This is a genomic window from Isoptericola sp. NPDC056578, from assembly GCF_042793275.1.
Lineage (GTDB): Bacteria > Actinomycetota > Actinomycetes > Actinomycetales > Cellulomonadaceae > Isoptericola.
Genome location: NZ_JBHTVC010000039.1, coordinates 1 through 22,694, shown reverse-complemented (window position 1 = coordinate 22,694; position 22,694 = coordinate 1). Strand labels below are relative to the sequence as shown.

Sequence of the window (22,694 nt, the reverse complement as noted above, 5' to 3'; positions counted from 1 at the left end):
GGTGCTCCCCGGGAGCCGTGTTAGCGTCGCATGTATACCGATCTGTATACACGGGAGGTCGAGCGATGAGCACGCCCGAGACGATGCACGCGGTCAGGATCCACCGGCACGGGGGCCCGGAGGTCCTTCAGGTGGAAGAGGTCGCCGTCCCGGCGCCCGGACCGGGAGAAGCCCTGGTCCGTGTGACCGCGGTGGCGCTGAACAACACCGACCTGTGGACCCGGGAGGGCGCCTACGGCAGGCCGGGCGACCCGACGGCCCTGTCGGGCTGGCGCGGCCCCGTCGACTTCCCTCGGACGCAGGGAGCAGACGTGGCGGGGCAGGTCGTGGCCGTCGGCGCCGGGTCGGACGCGGGCCTCGTCGGGCGTCGGGTCGTGGTCGACCCGGCGAGCTACGACGCTGCCGGCCGGGACGCCCACCCGGTGGGCCTCATGGGCAGCGAACGGGACGGCGGGTACGCCCGGTACGTGACGGCGCCCGCCGACCAGGTGCACGACATGACGGGATCGCCCCTCACGGACGACCAGCTCGCGACCCTGCCCACCGCCTACGGCACCGCGCTCGGCATGATCGAGCGCGGCGGGCTGCGGGAGGGCGAGACCGCGCTGGTCACGGGAGCCTCCGGCGGCGTCGGGCTCGCGCTCGTCCAGCTCGCCCGCGCCCGCGGGGCGCGCGTGCTCGCCGTGAGCAGCGGCGCGAAGATCGACTCGGTGCGGGAGGCGGGCGCGCACGTCGTCGTGGACCGGGCGCAGGACGTCGTCGAGCAGGTCCGCGCGGCGGCCCCGGACGGCGTCGACGTCGCCCTCGACGTGGTCGCGGGCGACCTGCTGGGCGACGGTCTGCCGCTGCTGCGCGAGGGCGGCCGGTGGGTCGTCGCCGGGGCGCTCGGCGGGCACGAGGTGGCGTTCGACGTCCGCCGGCTGTACCTCCACAACGCCCAGGTCGTCGGTTCGTCGATGCACACGCGCGCGCACTTCGACCTGCTCATGGGCCTGGCGCGCGACGGCGCGATCGAGCCCGTGGTCGCGGCGACGTTCCCGCTGGAGCAGGCCGCGCGGGCGCAGGAGGAGCTGGCCCGCCGGGCGCACGTCGGGAAGATCGTGCTGCACCCGTAGGCGCGAGCCGGACGACGAACGGCCCGGTCCCCTGAGGGGCCGGGCCGTTCGTGCGTCGTGGGGTCGCGGTCAGAGGACCTGCGCGACCTCGTCGAAGGAGAGGCGCGGGCCGCGCGGGTAGGGCGAGCCCTCGCCCTCGGCGTGCCCGACGTTGATGACGAGGAACGACTTCCAGCCGGACTCGGCGAAGAACTCGGTGTCGACGCCGTCGAAGTCCATGCCGTTCATCGGGCCGGCGGCGAGACCGGCGGCCCGCAGGCCCACGATGAGGTACCCGGCCTGGATGAGGGCGTTGTTGCGGGCCATCTGCTCGCGGACCTCCGCGGCGGGCTCCAGCTGCTCCTTCATGCCCGGGTAGGCGGGGAAGAGGGTGTCGAGGTGCTGGTGGAAGGCCGGGTCCGCGGCCAGCACCAGGGAGACCGGCGCGCCGGCGACGCGGTCCTTGTTGCCGTCGCCCATGTGGGCCACGAGGCGCTCGCGGGCGTCGCCCGAGCGCAGCACCAGCACGCGCAGCGGCAGCGTGTTCATCGCCGTCGGCCCGAACTTCGCCAGGTCCCAGGCGGAGGTGAGCTGCTCGTCGGTGACGGGCTCGTCGGTGAAGAGCGAGGTGGTGCGGGCGGCGCGGAACAGGAGATCCGCCACGTCGTCGCCGACGGCGAGGGACGTGGAGGGGTGCGTGAGGGTCTCGGTCATGATTGCCGGAACACATAGATGCAGACGCATGATTCCGGCTCCGGCCGTGACGTGCCCCACAGGGGTCACAACGCCGTGAGCGGCTCGAAGTCGAACCCGTCGGCGCGTGCGAGGTAGAGCCGCTGCTCGGCGTGGTTGCCGTGGAACCGGACGAGGCCGCGCGGCCCCTCGTACGCGAGCCCGTCGACGGAGCGGTCGGTCGCGGCGACGGCGGCGCTGCCCGCCCGCTCGACGATCGACCGCAGCGCGAGGATCCCCTCGTAGCAGGCCTCCGCTGCGGCGCCGATCGCGGGCGCGTGCAGCCCGTGGTGCGCGGTGTAGCGGCCCACGAGGTCGAGGGCCTCGCCGGTCGCGAGGCTGCGGAACCAGCCGCCGGCCGAGTACAGGTTCGCCGTCGCGCCCGCGCCGCTGCCCATGAGCATGTTCTCCTCCATGAGGGTGCTGAGCCGCACCACCCGCTCGTGCAGGCCGCGCCGGGCGAACAGGCGGTTGAACCGCACCCCGTTCTGCCCCACCATCAGCAGCAGCACGCCCTCGGCGCCCGAGCGCTCCACCTCCTCGAGCGTGGCCGCCAGCTGCGCATGGCTCGCCCCCTGCTCCGGCAGGAAGCGCGCGCCCGCGAACCCCGCGCCGAGCCCGGCCAGCTGGGGCGCCAGCGCCGCGTACGTGCCCCGGGGCCAGGCGTAGTCGTCCCCGACGACGAACCACCGGCGCGTGCCCGCCTCGGCCCGCAGGCGCTCGATCGCGGGGAAGAGCTGCGCCGACGGCACCTCCCCGGTGACGTAGAGCCCGGGTCGCGTCTCCGCGCCCTCGTACGCCGCCGGGTAGACGTAGGGGACGCGGCGCTGCACGAGGGGGACGACGGCGCGCCGCACCGCCGACGTGTGCCAGCCCGTGAGCGCGTGCAGGCGCCCGCCGTCGAGCGCCGCCCCGAGGCGCCGGCGGAGCCGGTCGACCGGCTGGCCGGCGTCGAGCAGCTCGGCGCGCACCGGGCGACCGAGGATGCCGCCCGCGGCGTTGAGCTCGGCGACCGCGAGCTCCGTGACGGCCTGGCACGAGGGGCCGTAGATCCCGCCCGGCCCCTGGAAGTGCAGCAGGACGCCGACGACGAAGTCCGACATGACGTCCCGTCCGCGCGAGGGACCCTGGTCCGGGCCCCGGCCTGTGATGGCCGGTAGTGTACGAGGGCGAGGGAAGGCGGGTCAGCATGCGGACGTCGACGCGGTCGGAGAGCCCCACGGCGAGCCTCGGTGCGCACGCGTCCGGGGCGGGTCCCGCGGCCGAGCTGCGGGGCTCCGTGGTGGCCGGGCGACGCGCCGCGCGTCGCGCGTCCGACGCCCTCGCACCGGCGGGCTGCACCCTCGACGAGTGGCTCGTGCTGGACGCGCTGCGGCGCCGTCCGGGCGCGACGATGTCCGAGCTGCGCGCCGCCACGGTCATGGACAAGGCGACCCTCGGGCGCCGCGTGGACGCGCTCGTCACCCGCGCGCTGGTGTACCGCGAGGTGGACGCCTTCGACCGTCGCGTCGTCCGCGTCCACCTGTCGTCCCGGGGGCGGGACGTGCTGTCAGGCCTCGACGCGCGGCTGGCGGAGGCGGAGCAGGGCGACCAGCCACGCGACCAGTAGCACCCCGGCGAGCACCAGGCCGTACGGCTCGAGGCCGACCGACGCGCCCGGCACCCCGGCGAGCGCGGGCACGTGCTCCGCGGCCACCTGCAGCAGGGTCACGCCTCCGATGCCCACCGCGGCCGCCGCGGAGACGCCGGTGACCAGCACGTCGTAGCGCAGGCGGCCCCGCCCCGCGCCGACGCCTGCCTGGGCGTACGCGCGCCGGGCGGCGGAGCCCTGCACGGAGTCGAGCAGCGACATCCCCGCGGCGAACAGCACCGCCAGCGGCAGCGGCGCGTACCAGGGCACCTGACCGAGGGCCGTCGACGTCGTCATGGCGAGCAGGCCGATCTCCGTGGCGGTGTCGAAGCCGAGCCCGAACACGAGCCCCACGCCGTACATGCGGCCGGGCCGGTCGGTGGCCCAGGCGAACCGGCGCAGCGCCCACGAGACCGGGCCGCCCACGGCGTCGAGGTCGTGGTGGTGGTGGCCGGCGCCGCGGAGCGCGCGACGCAGCAGCAGCACGTTCACGACGGCGATCGTCAGCAGGAAGGTGCCCGACACCACGGGCCCCCACACGCCGGTGAACCGGCGCCAGGGCGACGACTCGTCCTCGAGGGCCGGGGCCAGCGCCTGCACGCCGACGGCGAGCAGCAGCGCGGCGCCCACGACCACCGTCGAGTGGCCGAGCGAGAACCACAGGCCTACCCCGCGGGCGTCGCGCCCCTCGCGCACGAGCCGCCGCGTCGTGTTGTCGATCGTGGCGATGTGGTCGGCGTCGAACGCGTGCCGCAGGCCGAGCCCGTACGCCGTGAGGGCCATGACGAGGGTGATCGCGCCGGACCCGCCGTCCAGCGCGAGGGTGGCGGCGAGGCCGCCGATCCCCACGACGTGCAGGGCGGCGACGACGAGGGCGGTCCGGGTCATACGTGCTCCAGACGTGCGACGGGCGGTACGGGCGGCTCCGGGACGTCACGGGCCGGTACGGGATGAGACCGGTGCAACGGGCTGAGATGAGCGGCGGGCCCGAGCCAGCGGGTCAGGGTGCCGCCGCGCTCCAGGCGCAGCGTCACGGCGCCGTCGGCCCCGGGCCCGCCGGCATCCGTGCCGGCGTCGGCACCGACATCGGCGTCACCGACGGGGTCGTCGTCGCCCGTGCCGCGCAGGTCGGTGACCGTGTCGACCACGCGCGTCCCGCCCAGCACCCCCGGCACGGGACGGTCACCCGCGGCCACGACCTCCTCGACGAGCAGGGGCCCCTCGTCGTCGCGCACGCAGGAGCGCAGCACCACGCGGCCGCCGCGCTCGCCGCCGCGTCCCAGCACGACGGTCTCGCGCAGCCGCAGCCGCGCGCCGGCGCCGAGGACGGCGTCCGTCGACCGGGTCACGTCCGCGCCCGTGGACACGACGAACGGCAGGCCCTCCCAGTCGAGCCGCGCGCCGGCCCCGAGGTGGACCTCGACGTCCCAGCGGCACGGGACGCCCTCGCCGTCGTACGCGACCGTGCCGCCGACGTCGGTGAGGGTCAGCGCGCACCCGTCGGCCACGCGCACCTGCACCGTCACGTGGTCGCCGCCGAGCAGCACCGCCCCGGTCGCGACCAGCGCCACCTCCGCGCGGGCCGCGGCGCGCGCGACGGTCCGCGCGGCGAGCAGGCCGTCCCGGGTGCGCACGCGCACGGGGGCGCCCGGCACGGCGCCCGGGAGGACCTCGACGAGCGTGCGGCGCGCCTCAGTGCGCGTGGGTGTGCGCATGCTCGTGCCCGTGCGACCGGTCGCCGTCGTCATGGCTGTGCAGGACGCCCCCGCCGTCGGGGTCGGCGTGGAAGTGCGGCGCCATCGGGCCGGGGTCCTGCGCCACGTGCTCGCCGCCGCGGAACCGCTCCAGGACGCCCAGGAGCCACGCGCGCAGCGCGGCGACGGAGGCGTCGTCGGTGCGCGACAGCGCGACGACGGCGCGGCCCTCGCGGGCGGCGGACGCGTCGGCGACCATCCGCTCGACGTCCACGCCCACGTACGGCGCGAGGTCGGTCTTGTTGACCACGAGCAGGTCGGCGCGGCCGATGCCGGGCCCGCCCTTGCGCGCGACGTCGCCGCCGCCCGCGACGTCGAGCACGAAGATCTGCGCGTCCACCAGCGCCGGGCTGAACGTGGCGGTGAGGTTGTCGCCGCCCGACTCGATGACCACGAGGTCGAGGGGCGCGAAGTCGCGCTCGAGGTCCTCCGCCGCGAGGAGGTTCGCCGTGACGTCGTCGCGGATGGCGGTGTGCGGGCAGGCGCCGGTCTCGACCGCGCGGATGCGCTCGGGGTCCAGGACGCCCGCGGAGCGCAGGAACCGCGCGTCCTCGTCGGTGTAGATGTCGTTGGTGATGACGCCGATCCGCAGCTCGTCGGCCAGCGCGCGGCACACGGTCGCGATCAGGGAGGACTTGCCGACGCCGACCGGGCCGGCGACGCCCAGGCGCAGGGCACGGGCGGGGGTCGCAGGGGTCGCGGGGGGAGTGGTCTCAGGCACGGAACAACCTCTGGGTCGTGAGGGCGTGGGCCTCGGCCCAGCCCTCGGTCAACGGGGCGCCGGAGGCCGGGATGTCCTCCGGGGTGGCGCACGCCGCGACGCGGAGCACGTGCTCCTCCGCGGCGGCGCACGCGTCCAGGACCCACCTCGCCGGGGCGAGCGGGTCCAACGGCTCGAGCTTGAGCAGGGCCGACGCCGCCGTCTGGGCGTCGTCGTAGACGGTCAGACGGACGACGTCCGCAGGCGGGAGACCGGCGGCCGCGCAGATCGCGCCGAGCACGACGGCGCGCGGCAGCGCGCCGGTGCCGTGCGGGACGACGTGCCCCGCGCTCTCCCGGCGACGGCTCGCGGCGTCGTGGCGGACGACGAGGCGCACCGCCGCGCTGTCCGGCCACAGCGTGCGCGCGACCCGCAGGTACCCGCGGCCCAGCAGGCGCGACGCGTCCCGCAGGGCGGGGGAGGGCGTCCGCGCCGCCCAGGCGCGCACCACCTCGTCGACCCGGACGTCCGTCGCGTCGACGGCCCCGGCGGCGGACCCGTCGTCGTCGACCGCGGTCGCGCGGGGCTCGGCGTCGGCAAGCAGCCGCGCGGTGACCACCGCCGTGCCGGCCTCCACGAGGCTCACCGTCGTCGCCCGCCCGACCATCCACGCGGGGACGTCGGCCGGCGGCATCCCGCCGCGCAGCGCCGGCTCCAGGCTCGCGGAGTGCGCGTGCCCGCCGCCGGGCAGGCGGGCGTCCGCGAGCAGCAGCGCGACCGTGGTGGGGTGCGGGGACAGGAACGACATGGGCGGCCCTAGAACATCGAGTAGAGCTGGGCCAGCGGCAGCCGGACCGCGGGCGCGGGCTCCACCAGGTCGCCGTCCACGCGGATCTCGAACGTGTCGGGGCGGATGTCGATCTCCGGCAGCGCGTCGTTGTTGCGCATGTCGGCCTTGGTGACGTCGCGGGTGGGGGCGACGGGGGCCAGGTCGCGGCGCAGGCCGAGCCGCCCGGCCAGGCCGTCCTCGATCGCCGCCGGCGCCACGAACGCGAGCGAGGTGTCCGCGCCGATCGCGTCGCCGAAGGCCGGCCGCTGCAGCACCGGCTGCGGGGTGGGGATGGACGCGTTCGGGTCGCCGAGCGCCGCCCACGCGATGACGCCGCCCTTGATCACGAGCTCGGGCCGGAACCCGAAGAACCGGGGGTCCCACAGCACGAGGTCGGCCAGCTTGCCCGGCTCCACCGAGCCGATGTGGGCGTCGACGCCGTGCGCGACGGCCGGGTTGATCGTGTACTTCGCGACGTACCGGCGGGCGCGCTCGTTGTCCGCCGGCTCGGCGCCCGACAGCGGCCCGCGGCGGTGCTTCATCACGTGCGCCACCTGCCAGGTGCGGGTGATCACCTCGCCGATGCGGCCCATCGCCTGGGCGTCGGAGGAGGTGATGGAGATGGCGCCCAGGTCGTGCAGCACGTCCTCGGCCGCGATCGTGGAGGCCCGGATGCGCGACTCGGCGAACGCCAGGTCCTCGGGGACGGCGGGGTTGAGGTGGTGGCAGACCATGAGCATGTCCAGGTGCTCCGCCACGGTGTTCACGGTGTGGGGGAGGGTCGGGTTGGTCGACCCCGGCAGCACGTGCGGCAGGCTCGCGATCGTGAGGATGTCGGGGGCGTGCCCGCCGCCCGCGCCCTCCACGTGGTACGCGTGGATGCCCCGGCCGTCGATCGCGTCGATCGTGGACTGCACGAACCCGGCCTCGTTGAGCGAGTCGGAGTGCAGCGCCACCTGCAGGCCCCACTCGTCCGCGGCCCGCAGCGCGGCGTCGAGGGCCGCGGGGGTGGAGCCCCAGTCCTCGTGCACCTTGTAGCTCGCCGCCCCGGCCAGGGCCTGCTCGGCCAGGGACGCGGCGCTGACGGTGTTGCCCTTGCCCAGCAGCAGCACGTTGAGCGGCAGGTGGTCCAGCGCCCGCAGCACCGAGCGCAGGTGCCAGGCGCCGGGCGTCACGGTGGTGGCCTTCGACCCCTCCGAGGGGCCGGTGCCGCCCCCGGCGACGGTGGTGATGCCGGTGGCCAGCGCCTCGTGCAGCGCCGACGGCGACAGCAGGTGCACGTGCGGGTCGAAGCCGCCGGCGGTGAGGATGCGGCCCTCTCCCGAGATCACGTCCGTGGACGGCCCGATCACCAGTTCGGGGTGCACGCCGTCCGCGACGTCCGGGTTGCCCGCGCGGCCGAGCGCGACGATCCGCCCGCCGCGCAGCCCGACGTCGGCCCGCACCACGCCCCACCAGTCGAGCACGACGACGCCGGTGATCACGGTGTCGGGGGCGCCCTCGGCGTGGGTGCGGGTGGACTGCGCCATCGACTCCCGGATGGACTTGCCGCCGCCGAACACCGCCTCCTCGCCGCCGACCGTGCGGTCCTCGGTGACCTCGATCCACAGGTCGGTGTCGCCGAGGCGCAGCTGGTCGCCGACGGTGGGCCCGTACAGGGCCGCGTAGCGCTCGCGGTCGATCCAGACCATCAGTCCTCCTGCTCGTCGTGCGCATCGGCCCGGACCGGGCCGAGCGCGCCGTCGTCGTGCTTGCCCCGCTGGATGCCCGGCACGCGCCGCGCCCCGCGGATCGTCACCAGGTCGACCTCCCGGCTCACGCCGGGCTCGAACCGCTGCGAGGTGCCGGACGGCACGTCGAGCCGGAACCCGTGCGCGGCGGTGCGGTCGAAGCGGAGCGCGTCGTTCGCGTCGGGCAGGTGCACGTGCGAGCCCACCTGCACCGGCCGGTCGCCGGTGTTCTCCACGACGAGGCGCAGCCGCTCGTGCGGGGGGCGCACGTTGAGCTCGAGGCGGCCGGGGGCGACGCGGGTGGCGCCGGGGCCGGCGGTGGCGTGTGCGGACACGGGTCCTCCAGTCGGGTCGGGGTCAGGGGATCGGGTGGTGCAGCGTGACGAGCTTGCGGCCGTCGGGGAAGGTGGCCTCGACCTGCACGTCGACGAGCATCTCGGGCACGCCGTCCATCACCTGCTCGCGGCCCAGCACCTCGCGCCCGTCCTGCATGAGCGTCGGGACGTCGGCGCCGTCGCGGGCCCGCTCGATCACCCAGCACGACAGCAGGGCGACCGTCTCGGGGTGGTTGAGCCGGACGCCGCGGGCGAGGCGGTCGCGCGCGACCATCCCCGCCACGGCGAGCAGCAGCTTCTCGGTGTCGGCGGGGGTCAGGTGCACGGTTCCTCCTCGGCTCGGACGGCGGCTCGCACGGCGGCTCGCACGGCAGGGCGGCTCACAGCGCCATCGCCTCGCGGGCGCCGGCGAGGGCGTCGACGCCGCCGCCCGCCCCCCGGTGGGTCACGCGCCCGGACGCCAGCACGGCGTACTCGGCCGCGTGCTCGACGGCGTAGCCGAGGTGCTGCTCGACGAGCAGCGCGGACAGCCCGCCCTCCGACGTCAGCGTGGTGATCGCCGCGTAGATCTCGCTCACGACGTTCGGCTGGATGCCCTCGGCGGGCTCGTCGAGCACCAGCAGCCGAGGGCCGGTGACGAGCGCGCGGGCGATGGCGAGCTGCTGGCGCTGGCCGCCGGACAGCAGCCCCGCCTGACGGCCGAGCAGCTCGCGCAGCGCGGGGAACAGGTCGAGCGCGTCGTCGGTGCGGCGGCGGCCGGCGGTCCCGTGGGCGTCCGCGACCACCTGCAGGTTCTCCCGGGCGGTGAGCTGGCCGAAGGACTGCTGGCCCTGCGGCACGTAGGCGATCCCCGCGCGCACCCGCCGGTGGGTCGGCCACCGCGTGACGTCGTCGCCGGCCAGGCGCACGGTCCCGACCCGTGCGGGCAGCAGGCCGAGCACGGCCTTGAGGAGCGTGGTCTTGCCCGCCCCGTTGTGGCCGAGGACGGCGGTCAGCGTGCCGTCCGCGACGGCGAGGTCGACGTCGTGCACGACGGCCGTGCGGCCGTATCCCGTGCTCACGCCGCTCAGCTCGAGCATCATGCGCGTCCCTCCGTGGTCGTGGCGTCGGCCGTGCCTCGGTCTCCGGCCGGGGAACCGAGGTACACCTCGACGACGGCCGGGTCCTGCTGCACCTCGGCCACCGTCCCCTCCGCGAGGACGCGGCCCTGGTGCATGACGGTCACGGAGTCGGCGTACGAGCGCAGGAACTCCATGTCGTGCTCCACGACCACCACGACGCGCTGCGAACCCACCCGGCGCAGCAGCTCGCCGGTCTCCTCGCGCTCCGCCTGGGTCATGCCCGCGACGGGCTCGTCGAGCAGCAGCAGGTGCGCGTCCTGCACCAGCAGCATCCCGATCTCGAGCCACTGCTTCTGGCCGTGCGCGAGGACGCCGGCCGGGACGTCGCGCAGCGCCGCGAGGCCGACCGTCTCCATCGCCTGCTCGACCGCCTCCGGGACGCCCCGGCGACGGCGCAGCATCGTCGTCGGCCGGCGGCGGGCGCCCGCGGCGATGTCGAGGTTCTGCAGCACGGTGAGCTGCTCGAACACGCTCGCGGTCTGGAACGTGCGGCCCACGCCCGCGCGGGCGACGCGGTGCGTGGCCCTCCCCAGCAGCTCCGTCCCGCCGAACCGGGCCGATCCGGCGGCGGCCCGCACGAGGCCGGTGACGGCGTCGATGAGCGTCGTCTTGCCCGCGCCGTTGGGCCCGATGAGGAACCGCAGGTCGCCCTGGGTGACGGTGAGGTCGACGTCGCGCACGGCGACGAACCCGCCGAACTCGACCCGCAGGCCGCGCACCTCGAGGTAGTCGTGGCGGAACCGGGCGGTGTCGTCCCCCAGCAGCGCGTCGGCGGCGGCGAGGTCGATCTGCTCGGTCTGCTCGGTCTGCTCGCTCATGCGCGGCTCCCTTCGGGCAGGAGGTCGGAGGCCGGGGCGTCGTCCGGCGCGGCCGGAGCGGCCGGCTCCGCCCCGCGGGCGGCGCGACGCCGGCGGCGCAGCATCGGCACGACCGACGCCAGGCCGCCGGGCAGGAACGCGACGACCAGGACGAACAGCGCCCCCTGGAGGTAGATCCAGCCGGAGGGGAACTGCTCGGACAGCGACGTCTGCGCCCAGCTCACGGCGACGGACCCGAGGACCGGGCCGAGCAGGGTCGCCCGGCCGCCGATGGCGACGCCGACGAGGAAGGCGATGGACGGCACGACGCCGACGTCGGCGGGGGAGACGATCCCCACGATCGGCACGAAGAGCGCCCCGCCGACGGCCGCCATCACGGCCGCGACCACGTAGACGACGGTCTTCACGGCGGCCGGGTCGTAGCCGAGGAACCGGACCCGGTCCTCCTGGTCGCGGACGGCGACGAGGACCTCGCCGAACCGCGACACCATGAGCTGGCGGGCGACGACGACCATGACGAGCAGCACCCCGGCGGCGATCAGGTAGAGCATCCGCTGGTTGACCGGGTCGGCGAGGTCGTAGCCGAAGAACGACCGGAACCCGTTCAGCCCGTTGGTGCCGCCCGTCGTCTGCTGCTGGCCGATCAGGAGGATGGCGAACGCGGCGGCGAGGGCCTGCGACAGGATCGCGAAGTACGCGCCCCGCACGCGCCGCGTGAAGACGGCCCAGCCGAGGGCCGCGGCGAGCGCGGCGGGCACGAGCACCACCAGGGCGAGGGCGACGACCGGCGAGCGCAGGGGCTCCCACCAGCCGGGCACCTCGCCGGTGCCGTACAGCAGCATGAAGTCGGGGACGCCGCCGGGGCCGGCGTCGGCCAGCTTGAGGTGCATCGCCATGACGTAGGCGCCCAGGCCGAAGTACACCCCCTGGCCGAGGGTGAGCAGTCCGCCGCGGCCCCAGGCAAGGCCGATGCCGACGGCCACCATGGCCAGGCACAGGAACTTGCCGAGCAGGCCGAGCCGGAACGGGCTGAGCAGCACCGGCGCGACGGCGAGGAGCAGGACGGCGGCGAGGCCGAACCCGGCCAGGGCGCGCGCCCGGCCCGGGCGGAGGAGAGCGGACAGCCGTGCGGTGCGGGTGCTCGTGCCCGTCATGCGAGGCTCCTCGTCCGGACCGAGACCAGGCCCTGGGGTCGTACCTGCAGGAACGCGACGATGATGACGAACACGAGGACCTTCGCGACGGACGCCGTGGTGGAGTATTCGAAGAACGCCTGCATCAGGCCGAGCGCCGTCGCGGCGATCACCGTGCCCTTGATCTGCCCGATGCCGCCGGCCACGACGACGAGGAACGCGTCGACGATGTAGCCGGTGCCGAGCGTCGGTCCGACCGAGCCGAGCAGGGTCAGCGCGACGCCGGCGATCCCGGCGAGGCCGGAGCCGACGAAGAAGGTGAGCCGGTCGGTGGCCCGCGACGAGATGCCGGAGGCCTCCGCCAGGTCACGGTGCTGCACGACGGCCCGGATCCGGCGCCCGAGCGGGGTGGCCCGCAGCACGAGGGCCAGCACGACGACGCACGTCACCGCCAGCGCGAGGATGAAGAGGCGCGTCTTCGGCAGCGCGAGGCCGCCGACGGTGACCGCGCCCGACAGCCAGCCGGGCGCGGCCACGTCCACGTTGGGGGCGCCGAACACGTCCCGCGCCACCTGCTGCAGCAGCAGGGCGACGCCCCAGGTGACGAGCAGCGTGTCGAGCGGCCGCCGGTACATGCGGTGGATGAGCGTGGCCTCGAGCAGCAGCCCGAGCGCCCCGCCGACGAGGAAGCCGAGCGGCAGCGACACGAGCAGGCTCGCGCCGGGGTCGCCGAGGAGCCCCTGGATCACGAACGCCGTGTAGGCGCCCGCCATCATGAACTCGCCGTGGGCCATGTTGATCACGCCCATCTGACCGAACGTCAGGGCGAGGCCCAGGGCCGCGAGCAGCAGCACCGAGCCGAGGCTCAGGCCCGCGAAGAGCTGGGAGAGGAGGGTGTCCATGTCGTGTCCGCCGCCCCCGGCTCAGGAGAGCCCGTCGGCCCAGTCGTAGCCCTCGAGGAACGGGTCCGGCTCGATGGGCTCCTCGGAGCTCCACTCGGTGTGGATGAGCCCGTCCGCGCCGATGCGCCCGACGAGCGCCGTCTTGGCGACGTGGTGGTTGTCGCCGTCCACGACGACGGTGCCCTCGGGGGCGTCGAAGGTGACGCCGTCCGCGGCCGCCTGCACGTCCGCGACGTCGAAGGACTCCGCCTTCTCGACCATCGCCTTCCACAGGTACAGCGAGGTGTAGGCCGCCTCCATCGGGTCGGACGTCACGCGGTCGTCGCCGTACTCGGCCTGGAACGCCTCGACGAACGCGTCGTTCTCGGGGCTGTCGACCGTCTGGTAGTAGTTCCAGGCGGTGAGCTGGCCCTCGATGTTGTCCACGCCGATGCCACCCACCTCCTCCTCCGCGATCGAGACGGAGACGACGGGCATGTCCTCGGCGGACAGGCCGGCGTTGTTGTACTCCTTGAAGAACGCGACGTTGGAGTCGCCGTTGAGGGTGTTGAACACCGCGTCGGCCCCGGCGGCCTTCACCTTGTTGACGATGGTGGAGAAGTCCGTGTGGCCCAGCGGCGCGTACTCCTCGCCGACGATCTCGATGCCGTGCGCCTCGGCGTACGCGTTGATGATCTTGTTCGCGGTGCGCGGGAACACGTAGTCGGAGCCCACGAGGAACAGGGACTTCGTGCCCTGCTCGGCGAGGTAGTCCAGGGCCGGCACGATCTGCTGGTTGGTCGTGGCGCCCGTGTAGAAGATGTTCTCGGAGGCCTCGAGCCCCTCGTACTGGACGGGGTAGAACAGCAGCGAGTCGTTCGCCTCGAAGACCGGCAGCATGGCCTTGCGCGACGCCGACGTCCAGCCGCCGAACACGGCCGCGACGCAGTCGCTGGTGATGAGCTTGGTCGCCTTCTCCGCGAAGACCGTGGGCTCCGACTGGCCGTCCTCGGAGACGACCTCGAGCTGCTTGCCGAGCACCCCGCCGTCCGCGTTGATCTCGGCAGCGGCCAGCTGGAGCGCGTCGTGCACGGTCTGCTCGGAGATCGCCATCGTGCCCGACAGCGAGTTGAGGAAGCCGATCTGGACCGTGTCGCCCGAGGTGTCGACGCAGCCCGCGGCCGCGGAGGCCGAGGCGTCGCCGCTCGCCGCGTCCACCCGTGCCCCGCAGGCCGAGAGGGCCGCGACGGCGACGACGGCGAGCGAGGCGACGACAGGTCGGGTGGTGCCGGTACGCGTGCCGGTACGCGTGGTGCCCGTGCTGCTTCGAGGACGCATGGTGCTCCTTCGTGGCCGTGGCCCGTGGGCCCGATGAGGTGCGGACGAACCCGGTGGGCCAGGCCCGGTTAGGTTCAGATGAACCCAAGTACGCCCACGTGTCCCCGCGGTGAGTTCGGTGTCACCATCGTGTTACGGCTGGTCCGGGCGGTGCCGGAGAGGTGGCCGGAGCGGTCGCCGTGGTGCCGGTGCGATCATGGGGCCATGGCATCCGCGCACGGGGTCGGCGACCCCCTCGTCCTCGGCATCGAGACCTCCTGCGACGAGACGGGCGTCGCGCTCGTCCGCGGCGACGAGCTCCTGGTCGACGCCGTCGCCAGCTCCATGGACGAGCACGCGCGCTACGGCGGGATCATCCCGGAGGTCGCGAGCCGCGCCCACCTGGAGGCGATGGTCCCGACGATCCGGCGTGCGCTCGGCGAGGCCGACGTCGACCTGTCCGAGGTGGACGCGATCGCCGTCACCGCCGGCCCCGGGCTCGTGGGTCCGCTGACGATCGGCGCGTCCGCGGCGAAGGCGCTCGCGATCGGCCTGAACAAGCCGCTGTACGGCGTCAACCACGTCATCGGGCACGCCGCGGTGAACCAGCTCGTCGACGGCCCGTTCGACGGCCGCACGATGGCGCTGGTGGTCTCGGGCGGCCACAGCACGCTGATGCTCGTGGACGACGTCGCGACCGACGTCACCGAGCTCGGATCCACGCTCGACGACGCGGCGGGGGAGGCCTTCGACAAGGTCGGCCGCCTGCTCGGCCTGCCGTACCCCGGCGGCCCGCACGTGGACCGGCTCGCCCGCGAGGGCGACCCGGAGGCCATCCGCTTCCCGCGCGGCCTGACCGCCGCGAAGGACCAGGCCGAGCACGCCTACGACTTCTCCTTCTCCGGCCTCAAGACGGCCGTCGCGCGCTGGATCGAGGCCTGCGTCGACGCCGGGCGCGAGGTGCCCGAGGCCGACGTCGCCGCGTCGTTCGCCGCCGCCGTCGCCGACGTGCTCACGGCCAAGACGATCGCCGCGTGCCGGCGGCACGACGTCGAGACCCTGGTCGTGGGCGGCGGCTTCTCCGCGAACAGCCAGCTGCGCGACATGGCGGCGAAGCGGTGCGCGGAGGCGGGCATCGACCTGCGTATCCCGCCCATCCGCTACTGCACCGACAACGGCGCGATGATCGCCGCGCTGGGCTCCGCCGTCGTGCGTGCCGGGGCGGCACCGTCGAGCTTCGACTTCCCGGTCGACTCGTCGATGCCGATGACCACGATCACCGTCTGAGCCCGCCGCGTCGGGCCTGGCGGAAAAGGCCTCGGCACGCCGCCCGGGCCTCGGTAGCGTCCCGGGCGTGGACACCGACCGCCCCGCCATCTATCAGCACCCGCTCGCGTACCTCGTCGGGCTGGAGGGCGTGGCGCTGATGCGCGCGTTCGCCGGGGAGCACGACCGGGCGTTCGTCGAGGCGCGGCTGGCCGACGTCCGCGCGCTGCTCGACGCGGCCGACAGGTTCGGTGACGGCCGCGACGTCCCGCCGATCACCACCCGCGACGGGTACCGGCACTGGGCGCCCCGCTACGACGGCCCGAACGGGTTCTGGGGCATGGAGGAGCCGCTCGTCCGGCCGCTCATGGAGGGGCTGCCCCGCGGCGTGGCGATCGACGCCGCGTGCGGCACGGGCCGGCACACGGAGTGGCTGGTCGAGCAGGGGCACGACGTGCTCGGCGTCGACTCGTCGCCCGACATGCTCGCGGTCGCCCGCACCAAGGTCCCGGGGGCGCGGTTCGCCGAGGGGGACCTGCGCGACCTGCCGGTCCCCGACGCCTCCGCCGACCTGGTCCTGGTCACCCTCGCGCTGTGCCACGTGCGGGACCTGGGACCGGTGTTCGCCGAGCTCTCGCGCGTGCTGCGGCCGGGCGGGCGCCTCGTCGTCTCCGACACGCGCGGCTACTTCGTCGGCTCCCCCCTCTACCCGCTGGTCGAGGGGGCGGACGGCGAGTTCGGGTACATGCCGAACTGGCAGCACGCCACCAGCGAGTACCTGCAGGCGGCACTGCCCGTGGGCCTGGCGCCGCGGTTCTGCCGCGAGTACGCGGGCGGGGGCGCGGACGAGGACGACGGCGGCCGGGAGTACACCGCGGCCGCGCACGCCGGGAACGGCGCGTTCGACCCCGGCGCGGACCTGGAGCTCGAGGACCCGACCAGGCCGCCCGACATCTGGCAGATGATGCCGTGGGTCGAGGCGGCCGCCCACGCGGCGTACGCCCGGACGCCCACCCTCATCGTGTGGGACTTCGAGAAGGAGTAGTCAGCCCGCCGCGGGCAGCGGTCGCCCGGCGTGCAGCTCGGCGACGAGCGACGCGACCACGGCCTCCAGCGCCGCGGGACCCCCGCCGTGCGCGCGCGCCACCTCGCGCTGGCGCTGGTACGACGCACCGCGGCGCACGATGTCCCGCACGCCGTCGAGCGCGGCGGCGCAGCCGAGCCGGTCTGCCACGGGCTCGAGGGTCGTGAGCAGGCGGGGGAGGGCGTCGGTGACGAGCTCCTCCTCGCCCGCGTCGTCGAGGATGATGATCGCGTCGGTGCCGTAGCGGGCCGCGCGCCACTTGTTCTCGTGCACGAACCACGGCGGCATCGTGGGCAGCGGGCGTCCCTCGTCGAGCAGGGTCGACAGGTGCTCGACCAGGCAGTGCACGAGGGCGCCGAGGGCGGCGAGCTCGAACGTGTTCGACGTGCCGTCGCAGATCCGCATCTCGACCGTGCCGAAGTGCGGCGCGGGCCGCACGTCCCAGCGCACCTCCGTGAAGTCGTCGATGACGCCGGTGTGCAGCATGTCGGCGGTGTACCGCTCCAGCTCGGACCAGGCCCCGAACTGGTACGGCAGCCCTGCGGTGGGCAGCTGCTGGAAGATCATGGTGCGCATCGAGGCGTAGCCGGTGTCGTCGCCGCCGAAGAACGGCGACGACGCGGACAGCACCTGCAGGTACGGCAGGTACACCAGCAGCGAGTTGACGATGGGCAGCACCTTGGCGCGGTCCTCGATGCCCACGTGCGCGTGCACACCGTAGACGATCTGCTGGCGCCCCACGACCTGCGCCCGGTCGACGACGGTGGCGTACCGCTTCTTGTCGGTCACCTTCTGCTGCGACCAGTGCGCGAACGGGTGCGTGCCGGCGCCCATGAGGTCGACGCGCATGGGACCGGTGGCGTCGTGGATGGCGGCGATGCCGCGCTCGAGGTCGGCGATCGCCTCGGGGACCGTACGGCGCACGTCGCTGATCACCTCGACCGTGTTCCGCAGGAACTCGGGCTTCACGTAGCGGTGCCGGACGTCGTCGGCCACCGCCTCGATGACGGCCGGCGCCACCTGCCGCAGGTTGCCCGAGTCGGCGTCGACCAGCGCGAGCTCCCACTCGAGCCCGACGCTCGACCGCTCGGAGGCGGCGAATTCCAGCACCATGCGGGCCATGCTTCCACGCGGGGACGCCGGGCCGCGCGTCGGTCCGGCCGCGTCTCGTCGGACGGGCCGCCGCGGGCCCGGCGCGCGTCAGCGCAGCGGCTCGACGACGAGCACGTGCTGCGCGCCGGCGACGCGCGTGAGCACGAGGGTCGCCTCCGCGTCGCCCTTCGGCGAGAGCTGGGCGCGCAGCTGCTCGGGCGTCACGGCGGTGCCGCGCTTCTTGATCGTGAGGCGGCCCACGCCGCGCTCGCGCAGGTAGGCCTTGAGCCGCTTGAGGTTGAACGGCATGACGTCGAGCACGCGGTAGCCGGCGGCCAGCGGCGCCGTGCCGTCCGTGGGCGGCGGGGCGGGCTGGTCGGTCGTGACGTAGGCGATGGTGCGGTCCAGCAGCCGCCCGCCCAGCTCGGCGGCGGCGTGCGCCACGAGCCCGGCGCGGATGACGGCGCCGTCCGGTTCGTACAGGTAGGCGCCGACGGGGCCGACGTCGGGCACGAGCTCGGCGCCGTCGCCGTCCGCGCGCCGGTCGGCGCGCAGGGTGCGCGACGTCGTCGTCCCGCCGGACGTCGCGAGCACGAGCGCGGACCGTCCCGGCCCCGCGGGGGCGAGCGGCCCGAACCAGAGCCCCGCCTCGACGACGTCGCCGTCCACCGAGACCCACTGCGTCTCCGCGTCCTCGGGCAGCCCCTGGTGCGGGATGCCGGGCCCCACCTTGATCCCGAGGGCGGGGACCTGCGCGCGCAGGTCCCACACGGCGTCGAGCGGGGGAGCGTAGGCGGCCGGGTCGAACACCCGCCGGCCCCCGCGCGTGCGGCGGGCCGGGTCGGCGTAGACGCCGTCCACGCCCTCGGCGGCGAGGTCGAGCGCGAGGCCGTCGGCGTGCCGTACCTCGGCCTCGGGGAAGTACCGCAGGTTCACGGTGGCGAGCGCGGCGGTGACCTCGTCGACGTCGGTCGCGAGCACGTGCAGGCCGACGCCCGCGAACGCGAGCGCGTCGGCGCCGATCCCGCTGGTGAGGTCCGCGACCTTGGTGACGCCGGCGGCGAGGTAGCGGCGGGCGTGCAGGGCCGCGACCACGAGCCGGGTGGCCTGCTCGACGCCGTCGGGCGTGAAGAGCATCCCGTCCGCGAAGTCGCCGAGCTTGGCGCGGGCCTTGGCCCGCAGCCGCGACTGGGTGAGCGCGGCCGCCGCGAGGTCGGGGTCGACGCCGTCGGCCCGCAGCCGGGTGGCCAGGGACATGGCCTGCTTCTCGTCGTAGGGCGGCAGCGAGTTGACCAGCGCCCACCCGTCCGGGCTCAGCAGCTTGCTCACGGAGGAGGGGTCCATCGGGCCATCGTCTCAGGCGCGCGGGTGACGCTCTGGGCGAACGACCCGCCGACCTCTGGCACTCGACTTGTCAGAGTGCTAACGCCTGCCTAGATTTGTCGTCAGCGACCGCAAGGCTGTACCGGCACCCGCGACGACGGCCAGCCCTCGGACGCGACCTGGTCAATCAGCTAGTCCATCCACGCATCGCGAATCAAGGAGGTCCGACGTGTCGGTCCCCATCAAGCCGCTCGAGGACCGGATCGTCGTCAAGGCCATCGAGGCCGAGACCACGACCGCTTCCGGCCTGGTCATCCCGGACACCGCCAAGGAGAAGCCCCAGGAGGGCGAGGTCCTGGCCGTGGGCGAGGGTCGCTTCGACGACAAGGGCAACCGCGTCCCCGTCGACGTAAAGGTCGGTGACAAGGTCATCTACAGCAAGTACGGCGGCACCGAGGTCAAGTACGCCGGGGAGGACTACCTCGTCCTCTCCGCCCGCGACATCCTCGCGGTCGTCGTCGCCTGACGACGCCCAGCACGCAGAAGGCCTCGCACCGTCGGTGCGGGGCCTTCGTGCTGTCAGCCGGTCTTGCGGGCGCTTCCGGCGAGGATCGCGGAGCGCTCGTCCTCGCTGAGGCCGCCCCACACCCCGTAGGGCTCCCGGACCCGGAGCGACTGCTCCCGGCACTGCATCATCACGGGGCACGAGCGGCAGATCGCCTTGGCCGCCTCGGCCCGGCGTCGACGCGTCGAACCGCGCTCACCCTCGGGGTGGAAGAACAACGTGTCGTCCGCGTCGCGGCAGGAGCCCTGGTACTGCCACTCCCACAGCTCCATCACCGGACCGGGAAGCCTCGAGATCTCCGTCATGGCGAACAACCTACAAGTTGTGCAGAAGTTGTTCAAGGTCCGATTTCGTGACCGGATTCGATGATTCAGTGTTCAACTTCACGGCCGTGGCTGAATGGGTTCGCCTGGCATCTGAACGGCTTTGACCTGCGCCGTCGACCATTACGGCGGCGCGCCCGGGGGAGCAGTGGCGACCCTCCGGTCCTCTCGGCAGAATCGACGCCATGACCTCATCCCGACCCGCTCCTCACGGGGGCGGGTCTCGCGCGTCGAGCGCGGGCCTCGCCGTCGCGGCGGTCGCCAGGCGCCTGGGGGTCGCTCCGGCGACCCTGCGCACGTGGGACCGTCGCTACGGGCTCGGCCCGTCCGCCCGCACCGCGGGATCGCACCGCCGCTACACGCCCGAGGACGTGGCGCGCCTGCTCGTCATGCGCCGGCTCACGCTCGAGGGCGTCGCGCCGGTCGACGCCGCGAAGGCCGCCCTCGAGGCGGGCGTCGAGGAGCTCGAGGAGGCGACCGAGGAGGCCGCGAGCGTCGGTGCCGAGGCGGACGACGGCGACGACGCAGAGCCCGACCCGGAGCGACCGGCGCCCGCCGCCGACGGCGACGCCCCGCGCGGGCGAGGCCACCTCCGCGCCCTGCCCGGGGGCGGCGAAGGAGCCTCCGCGGCTCCCGGTCACGTGCCCGGTGGGAGCGCTTCCGGCCGGGTGTCGGCCGTGGTGGACGCCGCACTCGCCTACGACCAGGCCGGGTGCGACGACCTGCTCGCCATCCCGGCGCAGGGCGACCCCGCCGCCTGGTGGACCGAGATCGCGGAACCGGCCTGGCAGCGCGTCGCCCAGCGGACGGTGCTCGCCGGCCCGGGCGCGGTGCCCGAGGTGGTGCTCGCCACGGCGGCCCTGCGCGCGCTGCGCGACTTCACCGAGGCGTTCGAGCGCGCCATGGTCGCGGGTGGGGCCCCGCCGGCCAACCACCCGAGCCGGATGCGCAAGATCGTGCTCATCTTCGCCGCCCCCGACGAGGTGGTGCCGCTGTCCGCGCACGCCCTCGCCGCCGCCCTGACGGCGAAGGGGGCGACGGCGCGCATCGTGACCGGCCCCGCGAGCACGCACCGCTCGCTCGAGCTGGTGACGATGGTGCGGCCGGCGGCGCTCGTCCTCGCGACGGCGCAGCGGCGTCCCGACCTGGACCTCATCCACGCGGTGCACGAGGGCTTCGCCGAGCTCCCGGTCATCGTGAGCCTGCGGCGGGACGACGCCGCGAGCGAGCTGCCGCTGGCAGCCACCGTGCAGCGGGTGCGGTCGTTCACCGCGATGCTGCACGAGGCGCTCGCCGTCGTGACGTGATCCGTGAGGCGAGCCGTGACGTGAGGTCCGCCACGGCGGGGCCCCGAAGGCCGGACGGGCCGGAATAACGGGGCCGCCCAGAACGTAGACTCCTGTCATGACGGACTCGACCTCGCCCGCGCACGACCCGTTCGGATTCCTCGGCCTCACCTACGACGACGTCCTGCTGCTGCCGGGGTACTCCGACCTCGCCCCGTCGGACATCGACACCACCTCGCGCCTCACCCGCGAGATCTCCCTGCGCGTGCCGCTCGTCTCGGCCGCGATGGACACCGTCACCGAGTCGCGGATGGCGATCGCGATGGCCCGTCAGGGCGGCATCGGCGTGCTGCACCGCAACCTGTCGATCGAGGACCAGGCGTACCAGGTGGACCTGGTCAAGCGGACGCAGACCGGCATCATCTCCAACCCGGTGACGATCGGGCCGGACGCGACCCTCGAGGAGCTCGACAAGCGGGCGGGGGAGTACCGCATCTCCGGCTTCCCCGTGGTCGACGCGGGCGGCCACCTCACCGGCATCGTCACCAACCGCGACCTGCGCTTCACCCCGGTCGCCGAGTGGGCCACGACCAAGGTCTCCGAGGTCATGACGCCCGCTCCGCTCATCACCGGGCAGGCCGGCATCTCGCGCGAGGACGCCACGCTGCTGCTGCGCAAGCACAAGCTGGAGCGGCTGCCGCTGGTCGACGCGGAGGGCCGTCTCGCCGGCCTCATCACCGTCAAGGACTTCGTGAAGTCCGAGCAGTTCCCGAACGCGTCGAAGGACGGCCAGGGCCGCCTGCTCGTCGGCGCGGCGATCGGCTACTTCGGCGACGCGTGGGAGCGCGCGACGACGCTGGTCGACGCCGGCGTCGACGTGCTCGTCGCGGACACCGCGCACGGCAACGTGCGGATGCTCGTCGACATGGTCCGCAAGCTCAAGACCGACCCCGCCACCCGCCACGTGCAGGTGATCGGCGGCAACGTCGGGACGAAGGAGGGCGCGCAGACCTTCGTGGACGCGGGCGCGGACGCGATCAAGGTGGGTGTCGGCCCGGGCTCCATCTGCACCACGCGCATCGTGACCGGCGTCGGCGTCCCGCAGATCACCGCCGTGTACGAGGCGTCCCTGGCCGCGCGCGCCGCCGGTGTCCCGGTCATCGCCGACGGCGGCATGCGGCACTCGGGCGAGATCGGCAAGGCGCTCGTCGCGGGCGCGGAGACCGTCATGCTCGGCTCGATGCTGGCCGGCACCGAGGAGGCGCCGGGCGAGACGATCCTCGTCAACGGCAAGCAGTACAAGGCGTACCGCGGCATGGGCTCGATGGGCGCGATGTCGTCGCGCGGCAAGAAGTCCTACTCGAAGGACCGCTACTTCCAGGCCGAGGTCACCAGCGACGACATGATCGTGCCGGAGGGCATCGAGGGGCAGGTGCCGTACAAGGGCACGCTGAACACCGTCGCGCACCAGCTCGTCGGCGGGCTGCACCAGTCGATGTTCTACGTCGGCGCCAGCACCATCCCCGAGCTCCAGGCCAAGGGCCGGTTCGTGCGCATCACCTCCGCGTCGCTCAAGGAGAGCCACCCCCACGACGTGCAGATGACGGTCGAGGCGCCGAACTACGCCGGGTTCTGAGCCGACCCGCACGACGGTCACGACGGAGGCCCGGCACCCCAGGGG

At 74.3% G+C, this 22,694-nt stretch carries 24 protein-coding genes; 7 read left to right on the top strand and 17 right to left on the bottom strand.

The genetic code is table 11. From position 1 onward, the window contains the following. Positions 1 to 65: 65 nt before the first annotated feature. Positions 66 to 1,115 carry a zinc-binding dehydrogenase gene (locus tag ACFQ80_RS15185; protein ID WP_430564246.1) on the top strand — a complete coding sequence of 350 codons (1,050 nt, stop codon included), beginning with the start codon at positions 66 to 68 and terminating at the stop codon, positions 1,113 to 1,115. Between the two features lie 69 nt (positions 1,116 to 1,184). Here the strand turns inward: ACFQ80_RS15185 and ACFQ80_RS15180 are convergent, their stop codons facing one another. Together ACFQ80_RS15180 and ACFQ80_RS15175 are read right to left on the bottom strand one after the other, a co-directional pair. Further along, positions 1,185 to 1,808 (bottom strand): malonic semialdehyde reductase, encoded by a 624-nt coding sequence (locus ACFQ80_RS15180; protein WP_430550466.1) that lies wholly within the window; start codon positions 1,806 to 1,808, stop codon positions 1,185 to 1,187. A 65-nt stretch (positions 1,809 to 1,873) separates the two neighbouring features. Next, positions 1,874 to 2,929, bottom strand: coding sequence for a substrate-binding domain-containing protein (locus ACFQ80_RS15175; RefSeq protein ID WP_430564245.1), 1,056 nt, complete (start codon positions 2,927 to 2,929; stop codon positions 1,874 to 1,876). Positions 2,930 to 3,015: 86 nt separating this feature from the next. On the opposite strand from ACFQ80_RS15175, the gene ACFQ80_RS15170 reads away from it, so the two are divergent. After that, on the top strand, positions 3,016 to 3,435 hold the full coding sequence (locus ACFQ80_RS15170) for a MarR family transcriptional regulator (protein ID WP_430564244.1): 420 nt from the start codon (positions 3,016 to 3,018) through the stop codon (positions 3,433 to 3,435). On the opposite strand, the gene ACFQ80_RS15165 is transcribed toward ACFQ80_RS15170, so the two are convergent. Genes ACFQ80_RS15165 through urtA form a run of 12 tightly spaced genes read right to left on the bottom strand, consistent with a single transcriptional unit; the run spans position 3,376 to position 14,095 of the window. Further along, the gene (locus ACFQ80_RS15165; protein ID WP_430564243.1) at positions 3,376 to 4,344 is read right to left on the bottom strand and encodes a HoxN/HupN/NixA family nickel/cobalt transporter; all 969 of its coding nucleotides are present in this window, start codon (positions 4,342 to 4,344) and stop codon (positions 3,376 to 3,378) included. The genes ACFQ80_RS15170 and ACFQ80_RS15165 overlap by 60 nt on opposite strands. After that, complete coding sequence (locus ACFQ80_RS15160; RefSeq protein WP_430564242.1) at positions 4,341 to 5,171, bottom strand: urease accessory protein UreD; 831 nt, start codon at positions 5,169 to 5,171, stop codon at positions 4,341 to 4,343. Before ACFQ80_RS15160 ends, ACFQ80_RS15165 begins: the two co-directional genes overlap by 4 nt. Beyond that, the gene (gene ureG, locus ACFQ80_RS15155) at positions 5,149 to 5,931 is read right to left on the bottom strand and encodes an urease accessory protein UreG (protein ID WP_430550461.1); all 783 of its coding nucleotides are present in this window, start codon (positions 5,929 to 5,931) and stop codon (positions 5,149 to 5,151) included. Before ureG ends, ACFQ80_RS15160 begins: the two co-directional genes overlap by 23 nt. Then, positions 5,924 to 6,718, bottom strand: coding sequence for an urease accessory protein UreF (locus ACFQ80_RS15150; RefSeq protein WP_430564241.1), 795 nt, complete (start codon positions 6,716 to 6,718; stop codon positions 5,924 to 5,926). Before ACFQ80_RS15150 ends, ureG begins: the two co-directional genes overlap by 8 nt. An 8-nt stretch (positions 6,719 to 6,726) precedes the next feature. Further along, on the bottom strand, positions 6,727 to 8,430 hold the full coding sequence (locus tag ACFQ80_RS15145; protein WP_430564240.1) for an urease subunit alpha: 1,704 nt from the start codon (positions 8,428 to 8,430) through the stop codon (positions 6,727 to 6,729). After that, positions 8,430 to 8,804, bottom strand: coding sequence for an urease subunit beta (gene ureB / locus ACFQ80_RS15140; RefSeq protein ID WP_430564239.1), 375 nt, complete (start codon positions 8,802 to 8,804; stop codon positions 8,430 to 8,432). Before ureB ends, ACFQ80_RS15145 begins: the two co-directional genes overlap by 1 nt. Positions 8,805 to 8,826: 22 nt before the next feature. Further along, the gene (locus ACFQ80_RS15135; RefSeq protein ID WP_430550457.1) at positions 8,827 to 9,129 is read right to left on the bottom strand and encodes an urease subunit gamma; all 303 of its coding nucleotides are present in this window, start codon (positions 9,127 to 9,129) and stop codon (positions 8,827 to 8,829) included. A 55-nt stretch (positions 9,130 to 9,184) separates the two neighbouring features. Further along, positions 9,185 to 9,886: an ATP-binding cassette domain-containing protein gene (locus ACFQ80_RS15130; RefSeq protein ID WP_430564238.1), complete on the bottom strand. Its 702-nt coding sequence runs from the start codon at positions 9,884 to 9,886 to the stop codon at positions 9,185 to 9,187. Further along, positions 9,883 to 10,743 (bottom strand): urea ABC transporter ATP-binding protein UrtD, encoded by an 861-nt coding sequence (urtD, locus tag ACFQ80_RS15125; RefSeq protein ID WP_430564237.1) that lies wholly within the window; start codon positions 10,741 to 10,743, stop codon positions 9,883 to 9,885. The genes ACFQ80_RS15130 and urtD overlap by 4 nt, the downstream gene beginning before the upstream one ends. Then, positions 10,740 to 11,897: an urea ABC transporter permease subunit UrtC gene (urtC, locus tag ACFQ80_RS15120; RefSeq protein ID WP_430550454.1), complete on the bottom strand. Its 1,158-nt coding sequence runs from the start codon at positions 11,895 to 11,897 to the stop codon at positions 10,740 to 10,742. Before urtC ends, urtD begins: the two co-directional genes overlap by 4 nt. Further along, complete coding sequence (gene urtB, locus ACFQ80_RS15115) at positions 11,894 to 12,778, bottom strand: urea ABC transporter permease subunit UrtB (protein ID WP_430564236.1); 885 nt, start codon at positions 12,776 to 12,778, stop codon at positions 11,894 to 11,896. Before urtB ends, urtC begins: the two co-directional genes overlap by 4 nt. Before the next feature lie 21 nt (positions 12,779 to 12,799). Then, entirely contained in the window at positions 12,800 to 14,095 is a 1,296-nt protein-coding gene (urtA, locus tag ACFQ80_RS15110) for an urea ABC transporter substrate-binding protein (RefSeq protein ID WP_430564235.1), read from the bottom strand. A 204-nt stretch (positions 14,096 to 14,299) separates the two neighbouring features. Between urtA and tsaD the strand changes: the two genes are divergently transcribed. Both tsaD and ACFQ80_RS15100 read left to right on the top strand, forming a co-directional pair. Further along, entirely contained in the window at positions 14,300 to 15,361 is a 1,062-nt protein-coding gene (gene tsaD / locus ACFQ80_RS15105; protein ID WP_430564234.1) for a tRNA (adenosine(37)-N6)-threonylcarbamoyltransferase complex transferase subunit TsaD, read from the top strand. Positions 15,362 to 15,428: 67 nt separating this feature from the next. Continuing rightward, positions 15,429 to 16,385: a class I SAM-dependent methyltransferase gene (locus ACFQ80_RS15100; RefSeq protein WP_430564233.1), complete on the top strand. Its 957-nt coding sequence runs from the start codon at positions 15,429 to 15,431 to the stop codon at positions 16,383 to 16,385. On the opposite strand, the gene ACFQ80_RS15095 is transcribed toward ACFQ80_RS15100, so the two are convergent. Next, positions 16,386 to 17,537 (bottom strand): glutamate--cysteine ligase, encoded by a 1,152-nt coding sequence (locus ACFQ80_RS15095; protein ID WP_430564232.1) that lies wholly within the window; start codon positions 17,535 to 17,537, stop codon positions 16,386 to 16,388. Between the two features lie 87 nt (positions 17,538 to 17,624). Further along, on the bottom strand, positions 17,625 to 18,860 hold the full coding sequence (locus tag ACFQ80_RS15090; RefSeq protein WP_430564231.1) for an SAM-dependent methyltransferase: 1,236 nt from the start codon (positions 18,858 to 18,860) through the stop codon (positions 17,625 to 17,627). A 208-nt stretch (positions 18,861 to 19,068) separates the two neighbouring features. Between ACFQ80_RS15090 and groES the strand changes: the two genes are divergently transcribed. Then, entirely contained in the window at positions 19,069 to 19,365 is a 297-nt protein-coding gene (groES, locus tag ACFQ80_RS15085; protein WP_079572552.1) for a co-chaperone GroES, read from the top strand. Between the two features lie 53 nt (positions 19,366 to 19,418). Here groES and ACFQ80_RS15080 read toward each other — a convergent pair whose 3' ends face one another. Further along, entirely contained in the window at positions 19,419 to 19,709 is a 291-nt protein-coding gene (locus ACFQ80_RS15080; RefSeq protein WP_166845770.1) for a WhiB family transcriptional regulator, read from the bottom strand. A gap of 203 nt (positions 19,710 to 19,912) precedes the next feature. Between ACFQ80_RS15080 and ACFQ80_RS15075 the strand changes: the two genes are divergently transcribed. Together ACFQ80_RS15075 and guaB are read left to right on the top strand one after the other, a co-directional pair. Then, positions 19,913 to 21,034, top strand: a complete 1,122-nt coding sequence (locus ACFQ80_RS15075; RefSeq protein WP_430564230.1) for a MerR family transcriptional regulator — start codon at positions 19,913 to 19,915, stop codon at positions 21,032 to 21,034. A gap of 97 nt (positions 21,035 to 21,131) precedes the next feature. Continuing rightward, entirely contained in the window at positions 21,132 to 22,649 is a 1,518-nt protein-coding gene (gene guaB, locus ACFQ80_RS15070; protein WP_430550446.1) for an IMP dehydrogenase, read from the top strand. The last annotated feature ends 45 nt before the right edge of the window (positions 22,650 to 22,694 follow it).